A 15,592-nucleotide genomic window follows, 5' to 3' on the forward strand; every position below is an offset into this window, starting at 1 on the left:
GGGAAAATTAGGCAGAAAGACCGCAGGCGTTCAGCATGGTCTTGAGCTTGGTCTGCACCTCGGCCCATTCGGATTCGGGTTCCGAGGCTTCAACGATGCCGGCGCCTGCGAACAGCCGCACGGTTTGCCGCTGCACGGTGCCGCAACGGATTGTCACTACCCATTCGCCGTTACCCTCGGCATCCGTCCAGCCGACCATGCCGGTGAACAGCCCACGCTCGAAAGGCTCGACGAAGCGAATAAGCCTGCGGGCACGCTCGGTGGGGAAACCGCAAACAGCAGGTGTGGGATGCAGCAGGCACGCGAGTTGCAGCGCATTGGTCTCGGGATCAGCAAGGCGACCCTCGATGCGCGTCGAAAGATGCCAGAGAGCGGCCGTGTTGATGAGGGAGGGTTTTTCGGGAACGTCGATTTCAGTGCAGCAAGGCGTAAGCAGCGAGCGTATATCCTCGATCACGAGGCTATGCTCGTAATGGTCTTTTTCCGAAGCCGAAAGCCGGTCTGCATTGGCCTTGTCCGCCACTGGGTCAGCCATGCGTTTTGCCGAGCCCGCGAGCGGGTTCGAGATGACTTTTTCACCGTGCTTGCGGATGAGGAGTTCGGGGCTCACGCCGATCAGATCGCCGCCATCGGGCAGCGGAATGCGAAACTGGTAACCCTCGCGGTTCTGTTTGGCGAGGCTGGCCAGCAATCTTTCGACATTGACCTCGGAGGCGAAGGTCAGTTCACGCATGACCGAAAGCACCGCCTTGCGGACATCGGAATGGCGGAAATTGACGATGGCATGCTCGACGGCGCGCTTGAAACCATTTTCATCGGGCAGGCTGTTCTGGCCGACAAGCGTTGGCATGGCCGAATCAGTCGAGATCGAAGCGGTACCTTTTGGATTCCACTCATGGTTGTTGGGGATATATAGGCAGGATGGCTCGTTGACGTCGAAGGGGATGGCGCCAATGGCGATGGGATTGTCCTGTCCGGCCCTTCGCGCCCTCTCAAAAGCGGCCTTTATCGCCTTCTGCAAAGGGCTTCCCGCGTCTTCAGCGCCATGGGCAGGAATCGTTATCCTTTCGCGAATGCCTCTGGCACGCAGTTCGCCCGAGCCAGAAGTGAACAGAAATTCTCTATCAAAATCAGTAATTTCGTCGGAATCGACGTCATTCGTCCTGAGTGCTCCCGTTTTCATGGGATGCCTCCTGTGCGAGTGGTTGACGGTGGCTTATACTTGATTATGATAATCATGTTTTGTCAATCGGTGCAAATTCACATGCTAAATTTAACCCCCATGCAGGTTGCCTACTGGGTCGGCCGAGAGGCGGACGGGATACTCGGAAAAGTTACGCCGCATCTCTATATCGAGTTCGAAGGCAGGGGGCTGGAGGCGGAAAGACTGGCTGTCGCGGTCGAAAGGCTTTGCCGGCGTCACCCCATGCTCAGCCTCAGGATTGATGCGGAAGGGCGACAGACGGCGGACCCCGCCGGCCGGCCGCTCCGCCTCGACGTGGAGGACATGGCGTCTCTCAATGAGGAGGCGCTTGCGCACCGTCTTGCCACCAAACGTGAGAAGTGGAGCCATCGCCAGATCGATCTGCGCGTTGCCCCGCCGGCGGCAGTGTCGCTCAGCCTGCTGCCCGCAGGTCGCGCCAGGCTGCATGTGGATACCGACATGTTGGCCATCGATCCCGCCAGTATACGTATCGTGCTGGAAGATCTCGCCCGCTTTTATGAAGCCGACGCGGACGAACTCGAGCCATTGGGGGATACACCACCATCGTTTTTCAGCTGGGCGGAACGTCTTGCATCCGATCCGGAACTCACAGCCCAGCGTGAAAGGGATCGGCTGTGGTGGCGGCAACATATTGCCGATATTCCGGAGGCACCGCCATTGCCGTTTTTGCCCGAGGACCCGTCACGCGCCGTTCACACCGATCGCCTTGCAGCAAGACTTTCTCCGGCTGAACGCAGCAGTCTGGAACGGGTGGCGCGGCGCTGCGGCGTGACCACGTCGACCCTGTTGCTTGGTATCTTTGCAGTGGTGCTTTCGCAGGCGACGAATACGGAAAAGTTCCGGCTTTCCGTGCCGGCTTTCTGGCGCGCGCCGCTGGTGGAAGGGGTCGATGGCATCGTCGGCGAATTCTCCAATGTGCTCATTCTTGGCGTTGATATCCGGCCTGAGGAGAGCCTTGAGCGACTGCTTGGACGGCTGTTAGGAGAGATGAACGGGCTTCTGGCGCACCAGTCCTATCCCGGGGTCAGCGTCATGCGCGACCTTTCCCGCCTGCGCGGCGGTTTGCAGACCTCACCGGTTGTCTTTACCGCGGGTGTCGATTTGCCCGGGGGCGAGTTGTTTTCGGAAAATGTGGGGCGCGTGTTCGGCCCGATGATCCACACCGTCTCGCAGGGGCCTGGAGTTGCGCTGGATGCGCAGGTCGCAGCGCTCGATGGCGGGCTTTTGGTCAACTGGGATGTGCGGCTCGATGCGCTGCCGGAAAGCTGGCTGCGAGCCCTGTTCGACGCCCATACCGCCCTTCTTCGCCACCTTGCCGCCAGCCCTGATCTCGTTTCCGAGACCTTGGAGCGATTAGGCTTGCAAGCGCCTGAAGCGACAGTGCAGACAAAAGGAAAATCCATGGAACGGCCACTCTCAGCCTTGCAAAAGGCCTATCTGCTCGGTCGCGGCACCCATCTGCCGCTGAGCGGCGTGGCGATGCAGGAGTTCCGCGAATATCGCGGCAATATCGATCCGGCATTGCTTCGCTCGCGCCTCACCGCAATGGTCGAGCGGCATGAAAGCCTGCGCACCCACATCGATGAGCGGCGTCTGGTGCAAGTGGTCTCGGATGAGCCGAAGCTAAACCTTGATATTGTTGATCTTTCGCACCTGTCCGCTGCCGAAGCCGAACAGCGGATCGGCACCGTGCGGCAGGATTTCTCCCATGCCCATTTCGATCTTGCCGCCTCTCCCTGGCAGGTCACGGTGTTTCGTCTGCCGGAAATTGCGGTGGGGGACAGCGTGGCGGTCTTCCTGCGCTTCGACGCCCTCATTCTCGACGGACGGGGAATAGCCAGCCTTGCGGCTGAACTCTTCGATGATGTCGTGCTGCCCGCATCAGCCGTAGCCACCACCGCCGCGCAGCAAGATGTAGCAGCGGCCCGTGCCGAGGATGCCGCATACTGGGCTGAGAAACTTGAGGGTGCGGAAGTGCCCTCGCAACTGCCTTGGAAAGCCCCGCTCGAAACCATTGCCGTTTCGCGTTACAGCCGCCAGAGCCTGACCGTGGAAAAACAACGCTTTACCGCCTTTTCACGGATCGGCGCGAAAGAGCGGCTGTTCAAAAATTCGGCGCTGACGGCGGTAATCCTCGATGTGCTATCGCTTTGGCTGAACGAAGGTGCCCTCGTCGTCGGCATTCCCGTCGCCCCGCAGGTGGAAGGCGCGTTTGCCAATCGCTCGAGCTTCATCGCGGTCAAATGGGATGCGGCCAAGGGCGATTTTGCGGAGCGGGCCGCAGCTTTGCAAACCGATGTGCTTGAGGGCCTCAATCATCTGGCTTTTTCAGGGATCGATCTCAATCGCATCCTTCTCAACGCCAATCCGGGTGGGCTCGCCCTGCCTGTCGTCATCACCAACGGTCTTTCATGGCCGACGCTTTCGCAAGATTCCACGCTTCGTTGGACGGACGGGCTGACCCAAACACCACAGGTGGCGCTGGATTTCCGCTTTTCGCAAAACCCGAATGGCGATCTCGTCCTCGATATCGATTATGCGGAGCAGGCGATCGATGCCGCAATGGTGGCGGACATTCTCGGTGCGATAGAGCGTGCGATTGCCGCGATCACCGCCAGCGGGACGTTCTCGATGAATTCCCGTGAGATCGTCGACCTGTCGCACTATCGGCTGAATGGCGACGAGCGGAACTTCGTCTGCCCGCCATTACTGGAACGGATCGCCTCGCATCTTTTCGAAGGAGACGGATCGCGCACGGCCCTGATCAACGGCAAACGGCGCGTGTCATATGGCGAGCTCGGCGATACGGTGGCGCGGGCGATGGCGGGCCTTAAGACGCGCGGCATTGGCCGGGGCGATGTCGTAGCGGTGTGCCTGCCGCGCAGTCCGGAGCATACAGCCGTCACGCTGGCCGCTGCACTTATCGGCGCCATCTGGGTGCCGATCGATGCGAGCTCGCCGGAAGATCGCCTGCACTATCTGCTGACCAATTGCCGCCCGGCCATGATCGTCGCCCGTTCCGTTCCGCAAGGATTTGACGCTGTCGGTCCCGAGGAGCTTCTCGCAGCGCCAGCCGCCTCCGGCGTGCCCGTTAACGCGGCGGAACTGGCGGCACTTTCAGCAAGCGAAGCACCCGCTTATTACCTCTACACTTCCGGCACGACAGGCAAACCGAAATGCGTCGTGCTCTCTAACAGGGCCACGGCCAATGTCATCGGCAGCACGCTTTCGGAATGGGCGGTGACGGAAAATGACGTCTTCATCTCCGTCACGCCCTTGCACCACGACATGTCGGTCTTCGATGTATTCGGCGCGCTTGCCGCCGGTGCGACACTGGTGCTGCCGGAACCCGGCGAGGAAAAGGATGCGGTCCGCTGGAACGAGCTGGTGGCCGAACACGGCGTTACGCTGTGGTGCTCGGTGCCGGCGATTCTTGAGATGCTATTGTCCTGCCATCGTGGCGACCAGCTCGGCTCGCTCCGGCTCGTCGCGCAGGGCGGTGATTACATCAAGCCCGTGGTCATCGAGGAGTTGCGCCGGCTGAAACCCGAGCTTCGGCTGATATCGCTGGGCGGGCCGACGGAAACGACCATCTGGAGCATCTGGCACGAGATCGTGGCAGCCGATACCACGGCGATACCCTATGGACACCCTCTACCCAGCAATCGATATTTCATCCTCAACGATCAGGGCGGCCATTGCCCGGCGGGCGTTGTCGGACGCATCCACACAGTGGGCGTGAATGTGGCGATCGGCTATCTTGAAGATGGTGCCATTACCCAGACGGATTTCGTCACGGTCAGCGATCCCGGTGGACATGCGGTGCGCGCCTTCCGCACCGGAGACCGGGGCCGTTACCGGCCGGATGGCAAGATCATGTTCGCCAGCCGCGTCAACGGTTACGTCAAGGTGCGCGGGGTGCGGGTCTCGCTGCCGGATGTGGAAAATGAACTTATCCGCCACCCCTCCATCCAGCGTGTACTGGTGGTGGATTACGGTGCCGAGCAAAAGGGGGAGGCTGCTATCGGCGTGCTTTATGTTCCGATGCCTGGCATTGAGCTTTCCGCCGCCGATATGCGCAATTTCGCCCGCAGGCATCTGCCGGAATCGCATGTGCCCGGCCGCTTTCTCAATGTGGCCGATCTGCCGCTATCGGCCAATGGCAAGCCGGATCGCCGCCGCGCCCGCGAATTGCTGACGGCAGCGGAACCGGCAAAGGCACCTGCGGCTGTAACAATCAAAGTCGCCGATCAGGGTGATCGCCGCGTGCTGGATATCTATCTCGGCGTGCTGGGCAAAAACCCGGAAAATGTGGACACGAGCAGCGATTTGCTGGCGCTTGGCCTTTTGCCTTCGCATCTGAAAACCGTCTCGGCCGAAATTCGCAGCGCCTTCGGCGTGGAGCTTTCGCCGCAGCAACTCCTGCGTTGCCGAAACGCCAAACAGGTCAGTTCGCTTTTACCCGCCTCGGCGGCATGAACCGCATCATTGCGGCCAGAAAATCACAGGAATAATCCAAGGAAAAACAGATGGCGCATATCGATCCTGCCAGTGGCTGGCTTCCCCTGACCCAGCCGCAACTCGATTTCTGGGAGGAGTTTTCCTTCCATCCCGACGAACCGGTCTCTACCGTCGCCCATTACATCGAGCTTTCCGGTGCCGTGAACGAAGGCGCTCTGCTTGAGGCAATCAGGCGCACCGTGCGCGAATCGGAAGTTCTGTCGATCCGTTTTCGCGTCGGTGAGGATGGCGAGACGCCGCAGCAATGCTGCGATCCGCTCCACGCTCCGATGGTCGAGCTTGTCGATCTCCGTGCCCATCCGGCGCCTTTCGAGGAAGCGCTGGGGCGCATGAACGCGGATGTCGAGGCAGGGCTTGATCTTCGAACCGACAAGCTCTCCGCCCAGGTGCTTTACCGCATCGCCGACGATCGCTACCTCTGGTATATCCGTGCCCATCATATCGTCGTCGACGGTTATGGTTTGACGCTGGTGGAGCAGCGCTGCGGGCAGCTTTACGGGCACTATTGCGGCAAGGGCGAGGCGGGTCCGGATTTCCATCCTTTCCCCAGTTTTCTTGCCGAAGAGGACGCTTACCGGCAAAGCCGCCGTTTCGAAAAGGACCGCGAGTTCTGGACGGCCTATCTCGCGCCGCCGGTGGATCTGCCCGTGCTGGACAAGGATTGCGAGGATTACGGTGGCGGCGGCCTGCATGCCGATGCGGGATTGCCGGAAGGTTTCAGCACAAGACTGCAACAGATATCCGGCGCACTGGAGATAGGCTGGCCGGACCTGCTGGTGCTGCTTTCAGGCCTTTATCTTCACCGCGTATTGCCGCGCCCGGATCGCGATGTGCTGACGCTGTGGCTGCCCTTCATGAGCCGCTGGGGCAGCGTCGGCGCGCATATGCCCGCCATGCTCGTCAATATCCTGCCTTTCCATCTGACAATAGAACCGCAGGAGAGCCTTGGTAGCTTCCTTGCGCGCAATGCCGCCAATCTGCGCCGGCAGCGCCTGCATGGCCGCTACCGCATCGAACAGATCGCCGCCGATCGCAACATATCAAAGGGCCGGCGGTTTTTCTTCTCACCGCTTATCAACGTCCTGCCCTTCAGCGCGCCGGTATTTGCAGGGCTTGCCGTTATCAGGCACATTCTCGCCAATGGTCCGGGCGACGGGTTCAACCTGACCTTCCGTGGCGAGGATGACGGCAGTGATCTGAACCTGCATATCGACGCGGATTCCGCACTGACCGAAGCCGACGATTTCGCGCGTTACCGCGAGGAGATGCCGCTGTTTCTGGATGCCATGCTGCGCGACGAGGCGCTGGCGGCTCCGGCCGAAGAGGTTTCCGCGGCCTTCCGTCTGGCGGTTTGAGAAGCCGGGTGCTCTGCAAGAAGGGGACGGAAATCTCTCTGCCGTCACTCTGCATTTGGTCGGGAGTGACTGGGTGCGGATGTGATAAACCCGGCTCCGTTATGCAAAACCCTGCCTGATGGGGTGACATGCTGTCCTCCCACCCAACGTCATCCTTGGGCTTGTCCCAAGGATCCAGTGGGGACAGGCCCGAGCATGACGGAAGAGAGCTTTCCGGACATTTGTTAAAAAGCAAAACCCGGCGCCGCCATGCGGAGCCGGGTTTATTGCGAAGCCTGGCCAGCACTCAGGCTAGCGTGGTCAGCACACGGCCCGAAGCGCCTGCTTCGGCGAAACGGCTGAAGACGCCGCTGGTGGTCGTGCGCAGCCGGTCGACATCCTCGGGGCCGTAGCGGTCGGAGCGGTAGCTCATCAACACGCGGATGGAGCGTTCGCCGCCAATCGTTTCTTCCATTACCTCGAATTGCAGCCCCAGCATGGATTCGTGCTTGTCGGGATCGATCTGCCGGAACTCGACGGTTTTGCCGTCCGGCCCTGAAAGCGTGCCGTTCAGCTTGTTCTTGGCGTGGATCTGGATGAATACCTCGAACAGATGGTCGCGGCCGGGCGTCATGCCGAGCGCCTCTTCGACGAGATCGATTGGAATTTCGCTGTGTTCCAGAGAGCCATTGACCGTGTTCTTCACCGAGGAAATCAGTTCGCCGACCGTCATCTCCTCGCGGAAACGCACACGATGGGCAACGACCGTGGTGAAATAGCCGATCGTATCGAAATAGCCGCTGTCGGTGCGCCCGGACGCCGATGTGCCGACCACGAGATCGCTCAGCCCGCCCAGATGGCGCAGCGACGCGGCGATGGCGGCATAAACGACGTTGAACAGGGAGGCGCTGTTCTGCTTGGCGATGGCGTAAAGTCCGTCGCTGACGTGTTTTTCCAGCTTGAACTCGATCCAGCCGCCCGCCGGCGCCTCGTCGTGTGCAGCATCTGTCGGCGTGCTGTTCTGTCCGGTAAGGACCAGGCCTTTCGGTGCGTCCCGCAGCATATCGGTCCAGTAGGCAAGGTGGTCGCCGTTGACGCCGGATGCCACCTGTTTTCTGGCGAATTCATGGAAGGGTGCGGGCTTGCTCGCAAAGACAGGGGCCTTGCCCGTGGCTCTTGCCCTATAGGCTTCGGTCAGCTCGTCCATCATCAGGTTCACCGACCATTCGTCCAGCACAATATGGTGGAAGAGGAAAGAGAGCACCTGGCCGCCGGTTTGGGGATTGCGCAGGAAACGCAGCCGCATCGGCAATTCGCGGGCAAGGTCGAACCGCCAGGACGCTTCCGTATGCCGGTCCACGCCTTCGCTTTCCTCACTCGTCCAGAACCACTTATAGCCGGGCAGGTCGTGCATCGGCACGATCTTTTGCAGAACCGTCCCATCTTCGACGTAAAAATGGGTTCGCAGGCCGGGATGACGCTCGATAATATCGAGGAATGCACATTCGAAAGCGCTCTCATCCACCGGATCGAGGAAATCGAGCGCGAAGGGGATGTTGAAAATCTCGCCGAAACCGAAGGCGGCATAGGCTTTCCAGAGCGACATCTGCGCAAGAGAAAGCGGTGCCGTCAGCGAGCCGGTCGCGGTTGCTTCCGCCTGTGCAGGGGCGGCGGTTTCGAGACGCGTCGCCTGTTTTGCGAGCGATGCGGCGGTGGGATAGCTGAACAGGTCGTTGAAACGCAGCTCGATGCCGTGATTGCTCAAAAGGCGTCCGATGATGCGGGTCGCGATCAGCGAATGGCCGCCAAAATCGAAGAAATCGTCATCCGGTCCCATGTCTGTCGACGCAAGCGCTTCGCGGAATTCGGCAAGAATTGCCGCGGCAGTCTCGTCGTCGCTGGAGCGGGAGGCGGCGGGCAGGGATGCTGCAGCCTCCGGCCCTGCGGACGAGGTTTGATGCGTAATGCCGGAAAAATCCGCACCGCCTTCGAGATGGGCGATGAAACGCTCCAGCAGAAATGCCGTCGCATGCGGCGAGGCCTCCTTGCCGCCGGTCAGTTCCAGACGGATGTGGCCATCAACCGTGCTGCCAGCAGCGAGCGTCAGGCCAAGGCCGGACTGGAGAGAGGGGAGTGGCAGGCGCTCGAACCGGAGCCGCTCGACGGATGAGGTTTCAGCCGATGTTGGCAGGGTCTGAAGCGTGAAGGTGGCAACCTCGTCGTTGTGTTCGCCATGTCGGGCCAACCCAGCCAGCACGGCTTTTTCGGCCTCCTGCGGCGACTGGCTACGTGAGATCGAGACGCGGGCGACCGCATCTGCCGGAAGCGGCAGGCCGGCCTCGTTCCCGGGTTGCAGGGGCAGGCGCAGGGTAACAGTGTCGAGATCGCCATTGGTCGCCAGAAAAAGCGCGAAACGGGCACCGGTGCGTGCCAGAAGCGCGTCCGGTGCGGCCGAGCCGTTTGGGTCGAGAAGGGCAGCCGGAAGATCGACGCCGTGGCAGTGGCTCGCCGGCTTGGTCCCGTTATTTCGGAGAGAGACGACGGGCGTGCCGGAGGCCGGTCCTTGCAGCCAGGGGAGCGGAACTGGATTGACGATGGCGTTTTCGGTGATGCGTGGCGAAAGCGGCTTTGGTGCGTCGCCAGCATAGGCTGCGGCAATAGCGCCCAGCAAAATCTGCGGTGAGAGGGATTCACCAAGCAGGCCATGCACCAGAAGCGCCAGCAGTACCTCTCCTTCGCTCAAGAGCACGATGGCCTGAAACGGCGGATCGATTTCCGCGTCGAACGGGCTTGCCTGAAGGTCGTGCAGAAGGGCCACCGCTTCGTCTTTCGATGCCGTCTGAAACAGTTGCACGAGAGATGCCGAAGGGGCCTCTACGCTCTTGGCAAGGGTGCCGTCTTCTCCAAAGGAAAACCGCACGCGCAGTTCGGGCCATGCCTCGCAAACCGTCTCCAGTGCCGATGTCAGGCGCAGAAGGTCGCTCTCGCCGCCGATGCGGTAGGTGAGAATATGCCGGAAGACCTGATCGGGGTCCTGAAACTGCTGGAACCAGACCCGCTCCTCATATTGGCTTGGCTGCGATCCGCTCCGTGGGGCTTCGTCCGCATTGTCGAAGGTTTGTTCGATGCGGCGCGCAAGCATGCGCGAATTATCTGCTGCCATGGTCCTCTCCTTGGAAGTATAATGTTGAGGTAGGTCGCGCTTGGCGGGGAAAGTCCCCTCTTGCGGGGATCAGCAGCCCGCGCGCGACTGCTCGATCAGCGCCTGCCAGGCGGTAAGCGTGGGCTGACGGGCGAGATCGTCATAGTGAAGTCGCGTGCCGGCGAGCTGCGAAAGCGGCGGGATCAGGCGCATGAGAGCGAGGGAGTGAAGTCCGCAGCCGAACAGGTTGGCGTTCGGGCCGATATGCCCCACCTCATCGTCCAGAACCTTGGCGAGATGGGCTTTGAGTTCCGTCGTCATCATGTCCGCCTCCAGCTTGCCAGCCGCCGCGATTGCCGGTTCATTCATCGAAATGATCGTGAACGCCGCTTGCTCCGCGCCGCCAGTAGCCGGAAGCGCGCGTCCATTTGGGGTTCGCGCCGTACTCGCCGATCAGGATTGCGCGCAGGTCTTTCGCCGCTTTCGATTCGCAGGCGACCCAGCTGAAGAAATCGCCCTCAGGCAGTTCAAGCGTACGCAGCGCCTCCGTCAGGGCGTCGTGATCGGCGCCGCCCGCGGCCTCCTGCGTTACCCAGATGATCGACGCGTCAGCTTTCGTGGCGAGGTCCAGGCGATCAGCCTCCGTCTCAACTTCGATCAGGGCGACGACGCGGGTGCCCTTGGGCATTTCTTCCAGTCGCCGTGCAAGGGCGGGAAGGCCGGTATCGTCGGCAATCAGCAGATGCCAGTCGAAGGTGAAGGGAATGGTGAACGAGCCGCGCGGGCCTGCAATCCATGCCTTGTCACCCACCCTGGCGGATTTTGCCCAGTTGCTGGCGGGGCCATCATGGTGCGTGGCGAAATCGATGGCGAGTTCACCCTTCTCGGCATCGAAGCTGCGCGGCGTGTAATCGCGTGCGAGCGGGCGCGGCGCGCCTTCGGGAAATTCGAGGCCGTTCGGGCCGATCACCGGCAGGTTAGGTTCGGTTTCGCCGGGAAGCGGGAAGAACATCTTGACGTGGTCGTCAAAACCGAGACTGGCAAAGCCTTCAAGCTCAGGCCCGGTCAATACGATGCGCACCATGGACCGGCTGAGTTTTTCCACCCGGGCCACGTCAAGGCAGCGTAGCTTGACGGCGTAACGATGGCGTTTGGGGGTCCGGTCCTGAACGCCGGTTTCAATGCTTTGTGCAATGCTCATGTTGCTGTCTTCCCTGGGATATCGCCGATGGGGATCGGCAGTTTCGCTGTCCCGGATCGGCATGCCGGACAATCGCGCACCGGAGTTTTCCGGCGGGAGATCCGACGTCGTTGTGTCAAGATGCGCGAACCATAACAGGCGGTTCCGGCGGTCGCAATATAAGTTTCTTCAAAAACTCAAGTTTATGTCCGGCGCATGGTTTGCGCCGGAATTGCGCTTGTCGAAAAGGCGTTTAACGGCGGCCTGCCCAGCTTTCCACCGCGTCCAGCGTGTGCAGCGCGCTTGGGATGGACGGCGTCGTGACCCGGCTGGAATCGAGAAAGATGATCCGGCCGTCACGCGCCGGTTTGACGAAGCGTTCCCAGCCGGGAATGATTTTTTCGAGTGCGGCGCGCGTTCCGGCTTCGCCTCGGGCGGGGCTGTTATAGCTGTTCATCACCACCAGCAGATCAGGGTTGAGCTTGCCAAAAGCCTCGGCACTGAGCGGCATCGTCAGGGTGGAACCCAGCCCACCCGACGAGGTGGCGTTGTCGATTTTCAGCCGTGCGTAACCCAGATCCTCGAGCGCCTGCACCGCACCGGACATATCGCCGACCGCGTTGATCTGGTCGGTCAGCAGAATTGCGAGATAGGTCTTGCCTTTTGCGTCTTCGCCGAGTGCTTTTTTGACGGTGGCGAGTTTCTCGTCATAGGTCTTCCGGCGCTCGGCAAAAGCGTCACTTCTGCCAACGAGACCCGAAAGATTCTCTTCGACGCTGAAGCCATAGGTGTGGCCAGTGCTTACCTTCTGCAGATAGACGGGCGCGACGGTGGAAAGCTGCTCGGCCTTGCCGCTGTCCATTTCCGTGGCGACGATCAGGTCAGGTTGCAGCGCTCTCAGCTTTTCCAGATCGATCTGACCCACCGCGCCGAAACCTTTCGGTTTCGTGCGGCCTTCACCGAGAACGGTGTCGATGAAATCAACGGCAGTGGCGAATTTGCCGTCGCTGTTGCGGCCATAGGCGCCTACCACGTTGGCGCCAAGATCCATCAGCGGCACGCCCAGCAGCGGTTCGTGCATGACGACAATGCGCTGCGGCTGCTCGGGGATGGAGACCGTGCGGCCGGCGGCATCGGTGACGGTTCGCTCTGCGGCAAGGCTGCTTCCGGCGGTCAGAAGTGCTGCTACGAGGATGGCAAATCGCATGGCATACCCTTTGTTCAATTTCTTCAGTGGCGGTTAGTTCTGCGCAGCGCCTGCAGGCGCAGCGTGAGGATGAAAAGCGGCACGCCGATCAGCGTCAGCGCAAGGCCTATCGGCATCGGCGTATCGGCCACCAGCCCACGCGAAAGCGTATCGGCGGTCACCACCAGAATGCCGCCCGTCAGCCCCGACAGGAAAAGCCTGGCGCGACCGACGGCGGGCGACAGGAAGGTGGCGAGATGCGGGGCGATGACGCCGAGAAAGGTCAAGGGGCCGACAGCGGTGACGGAAGCGGAGCTGAGGATGACCGCAAAAACGATGACGAGCGGGCGCGAACGTTTGACCGTTTCGCCGAGCGCCATGGCCATCTCGTTACCGAGATCAAATACTGCAAGCGCCCGGCCGATGAGGAAAATGCCCACAAGGCTGACCGCGAAAAGAGGCGCGAACACGAGGATGATCGGCCAGCTCGCCTGAAACAGCGAACCCGCCATCCAGTCTGCAAGCGACAGCGATGTTTCCGTTGGTGTGTAGAGCAAAAGCACTGATGAGACTGATGAAAGGGCGGATTCGATTGCGATGCCCATCAGCAGGATGGCGAGCCCGCTGGAACGTTCGCGCCCCACGAGCGCGATGAGCAGGAAAGCTACCGCAAGGCCGCCGCCGACGGCCGCAAGCGCCACCATGGTCTTGGGCGCCGCCGGCACCAGCACCAGAAGCAGCATTATGGTGGTCATTGATCCCTGGCTCAGACCGAACAGGCCGGGATCGGCAAGCGGATTGCGGGCGACCGATTGCAGCATGGCCCCGGCCAGCGCAACGCTCCATCCGGCCATGAAACCAAGCAGGATGCGCGGCAGCCGTACCGTCCACAGCGCATAGGCCTGATCGTCGCTCAAATGCCCGCCGGCAACGCCGTGCAGAAGGTCAATGAGACCGGTCTGTGTATTTCCGAGACTAATGGAAATGGCGGCCAGCACCAACGCCAGCAGGATCAGTGCAAGGCCGGCCTTTAGGTTGCCGATGCCGATCTGCATCCCGCTCGGCAGCCGCAGGACCGCTTTGCCATCGGTGGCCAATTGCCTTTTCATGACAGCCCTCTTCATGACAGTTTATTGGCCGAAGGTGAAAGATAGAAGCGCTTGACTATGACGATGAAGACGAGGCCGCCGAGCAGGTCCATGAACAGTCCGGTATTGACCACATACGGCCTGAACAGGGTTTGCGCGCCCAGATCGGCCAGCACGCACAGAATCGCCCCGACAAGGGCTGAAGCGGGCAAAGCGAGCGTGAAATTCACCCCGACCAGCGGCCGGACCATATGCGGAACGATGAGGCCGACGAAGCCGATGGGACCGCAGATGGCCACGGCCGAGCCGGACGCCAGCATTGTGGCGAAAAGTGCGATCCGGGAAACGCGCGTGACGTTGACGCCGGCGGAAGCGGCTTTTTCCGCACCCAGCAGTACCAGCGTCAGCGGGCCGGCAACCGACCAGAGCATCACCATCGCAATGGCGCCAATCCACCAGAAATCGGTGAGGCGCTCGGCATAGACGTGGTTGATATTGCCGCCGACCCAGCTCAGGAATTCGGCGCGACGTGTGGGGTTTGACAAAAGGAGGGCATTGGTGATGCCGATCAGCAGCATGGAGACAAGCGCACCGGACAGGATGAGCGACAGGCCGCGCGGATCGTTTGACCGCCCGGCCAGCCGGGCAACGAGGAAGCAGGCGCCAAAGCCGAAGCCGGCGCCGATAAGCGCGATGAGCCCCTGTATTTCGGGCGAGAAATCGAACACCAGCGCACCGGCGACCACAAAAAGCGTCGCACCGGCATTCAGGCCCAGGGTGGAGGGCGAGGCGAGAGGATTGCGGGCAAGCCCCTGCAGCACGCAGCCACTGACGGCCGTGGTGGCGCCGACATAGATCGCAATCAGTGAGCGCGGGATTTGCTGATAGAGGAGAACCGACTGTTCATAGGTTTCGGCCTCGCCGTGCACGAGCGTCGTCGCGATTTCGGCAAGTGGCAGGTCGCCAGTCATCAGCACGAAGTTGGTGACGAGAACAACGGCCAGCAAGATCGCGGCGGCAAAGATCAGCATTATTTTAGATGTCATGCCGGAATGGCCTGTTCCTGCCGCTCCAGCCGCGGCACGCAGATGAGCCGCCCCTGCCGGGAAAATATGTCGGCCTCGAGATCAAAGACGTCGGCCACATTGGCTGATGTGACGGTATTCGCAACAGGCCCGGAGGCGAGAACCCGTCCGGCTTTCAGCATGATGACGTCATCGGCGAAGGTTGAGGCGAGGTTGAGATCATGCAGCACGACGATAACAGTTTTGCCGTGCCTGTCCGTCAGTTCGCGCACGAGGCTGAGGACGGCATATTGATATTTCATGTCGAGATGGTTGACCGGCTCGTCCATCAGGATCACCTCCGTGTCCTGAGCGAGCACCATGGCGATGAAGGCGCGCTGGCGCTGGCCGCCGGACAGCGTGTTGACCTGCGCCCTGGCCTTGTCTTCCAGCCCGACGGTCTTCAGCGCTTCGGCAAAAAGCGCCCGGTCGCGTTCGGAGGGACCGCCGCCAAGCCCGTAACGTGCATAACCCGCAAGCTCGATCAATTCGCCAAGCGTCATATAGTCAGGGCAATGGCATTCCTGCGGCAGATAGGAGATGCGGCGGGCGAGTTCGCGGCGTCCGATCGCGCCGATCAGGCGGTCACCGAGGCTTATCCTGCCTGATGATAAAGGCACGAAGCCCATGATGGTCTTCAACAGCGTCGACTTGCCACAGCCGTTGGGTCCGACCAGCGCTGTGACGCGGCCGGTTTGAAAGCGGGCAGACAGGCCCTGCAATACGGCGATGTGTCCGTAACTCGCATGAAGGTCCGTGGCATCAAGCACCGGATTACAACTCCTGTTATTCATAGGGCCATGCGTCGACTCGACGCACGTCCTACCTAAGCTGTTGAATTCACATATCGAA

10 protein-coding genes are annotated in these 15,592 nt (G+C 61.1%); 2 read left to right on the forward strand and 8 right to left on the reverse strand.

The features are described 5' to 3' along the window. Positions 1 to 7 precede the first annotated feature (7 nt). The gene (locus J5276_RS22115) at positions 8 to 1,183 is read right to left on the reverse strand and encodes an isochorismate synthase MenF (RefSeq protein ID WP_174012305.1); all 1,176 of its coding nucleotides are present in this window, start codon (positions 1,181 to 1,183) and stop codon (positions 8 to 10) included. Between the two features lie 81 nt (positions 1,184 to 1,264). Between J5276_RS22115 and J5276_RS22120 the strand changes: the two genes are divergently transcribed. Next, complete coding sequence (locus tag J5276_RS22120; RefSeq protein WP_174012307.1) at positions 1,265 to 5,704, forward strand: non-ribosomal peptide synthetase; 4,440 nt, start codon at positions 1,265 to 1,267, stop codon at positions 5,702 to 5,704. Between the two features lie 50 nt (positions 5,705 to 5,754). Further along, positions 5,755 to 7,101: a condensation domain-containing protein gene (locus J5276_RS22125; RefSeq protein WP_111795975.1), complete on the forward strand. Its 1,347-nt coding sequence runs from the start codon at positions 5,755 to 5,757 to the stop codon at positions 7,099 to 7,101. A gap of 286 nt (positions 7,102 to 7,387) precedes the next feature. Here the strand turns inward: J5276_RS22125 and J5276_RS22130 are convergent, their stop codons facing one another. The 7 genes from J5276_RS22130 to J5276_RS22160 form a co-directional block, all read right to left on the reverse strand. Next, entirely contained in the window at positions 7,388 to 10,243 is a 2,856-nt protein-coding gene (locus J5276_RS22130) for a condensation domain-containing protein (protein WP_174012309.1), read from the reverse strand. Positions 10,244 to 10,312: 69 nt separating this feature from the next. Beyond that, entirely contained in the window at positions 10,313 to 10,591 is a 279-nt protein-coding gene (locus J5276_RS22135; RefSeq protein ID WP_038494938.1) for a phosphopantetheine-binding protein, read from the reverse strand. After that, on the reverse strand, positions 10,584 to 11,423 hold the full coding sequence (locus J5276_RS22140) for a siderophore-interacting protein (RefSeq protein WP_038495885.1): 840 nt from the start codon (positions 11,421 to 11,423) through the stop codon (positions 10,584 to 10,586). Before J5276_RS22140 ends, J5276_RS22135 begins: the two co-directional genes overlap by 8 nt. A 232-nt stretch (positions 11,424 to 11,655) precedes the next feature. Continuing rightward, positions 11,656 to 12,609, reverse strand: a complete 954-nt coding sequence (locus tag J5276_RS22145; RefSeq protein ID WP_019566926.1) for an ABC transporter substrate-binding protein — start codon at positions 12,607 to 12,609, stop codon at positions 11,656 to 11,658. Between the two features lie 23 nt (positions 12,610 to 12,632). Next, on the reverse strand, positions 12,633 to 13,697 hold the full coding sequence (locus J5276_RS22150) for an iron ABC transporter permease (RefSeq protein WP_019566927.1): 1,065 nt from the start codon (positions 13,695 to 13,697) through the stop codon (positions 12,633 to 12,635). Between the two features lie 11 nt (positions 13,698 to 13,708). Then, entirely contained in the window at positions 13,709 to 14,722 is a 1,014-nt protein-coding gene (locus J5276_RS22155) for an iron ABC transporter permease (RefSeq protein ID WP_174012311.1), read from the reverse strand. Next, positions 14,719 to 15,534: an ABC transporter ATP-binding protein gene (locus tag J5276_RS22160; RefSeq protein ID WP_065658486.1), complete on the reverse strand. Its 816-nt coding sequence runs from the start codon at positions 15,532 to 15,534 to the stop codon at positions 14,719 to 14,721. Before J5276_RS22160 ends, J5276_RS22155 begins: the two co-directional genes overlap by 4 nt. Positions 15,535 to 15,592 lie beyond the last annotated feature (58 nt).

This window comes from Agrobacterium sp. S7/73, from assembly GCF_019355535.1.
Lineage (GTDB): Bacteria > Pseudomonadota > Alphaproteobacteria > Rhizobiales > Rhizobiaceae > Agrobacterium > Agrobacterium tumefaciens.

Bases quoted from the DNA above. Each gene is read 5' to 3' on its own strand.
- J5276_RS22125 (WP_111795975.1), top strand. From the start codon at position 5,755: ATGGCGCATATCGATCCTGCCAGTGGCTGGCTTCCCCTGACCCAGCCG.
- J5276_RS22155 (WP_174012311.1), bottom strand. From the start codon at position 14,722: ATGACATCTAAAATAATGCTGATCTTTGCCGCCGCGATCTTGCTGGCC.
- J5276_RS22140 (WP_038495885.1), bottom strand. From the start codon at position 11,423: ATGAGCATTGCACAAAGCATTGAAACCGGCGTTCAGGACCGGACCCCC.
- J5276_RS22145 (WP_019566926.1), bottom strand. From the start codon at position 12,609: ATGCGATTTGCCATCCTCGTAGCAGCACTTCTGACCGCCGGAAGCAGC.
- J5276_RS22130 (WP_174012309.1), bottom strand. From the start codon at position 10,243: ATGGCAGCAGATAATTCGCGCATGCTTGCGCGCCGCATCGAACAAACC.
- J5276_RS22160 (WP_065658486.1), bottom strand. From the start codon at position 15,534: ATGAATAACAGGAGTTGTAATCCGGTGCTTGATGCCACGGACCTTCAT.
- J5276_RS22135 (WP_038494938.1), bottom strand. From the start codon at position 10,591: ATGAATGAACCGGCAATCGCGGCGGCTGGCAAGCTGGAGGCGGACATG.
- J5276_RS22115 (WP_174012305.1), bottom strand. From the start codon at position 1,183: ATGAAAACGGGAGCACTCAGGACGAATGACGTCGATTCCGACGAAATT.
- J5276_RS22120 (WP_174012307.1), top strand. From the start codon at position 1,265: ATGCTAAATTTAACCCCCATGCAGGTTGCCTACTGGGTCGGCCGAGAG.
- J5276_RS22150 (WP_019566927.1), bottom strand. From the start codon at position 13,697: ATGAAAAGGCAATTGGCCACCGATGGCAAAGCGGTCCTGCGGCTGCCG.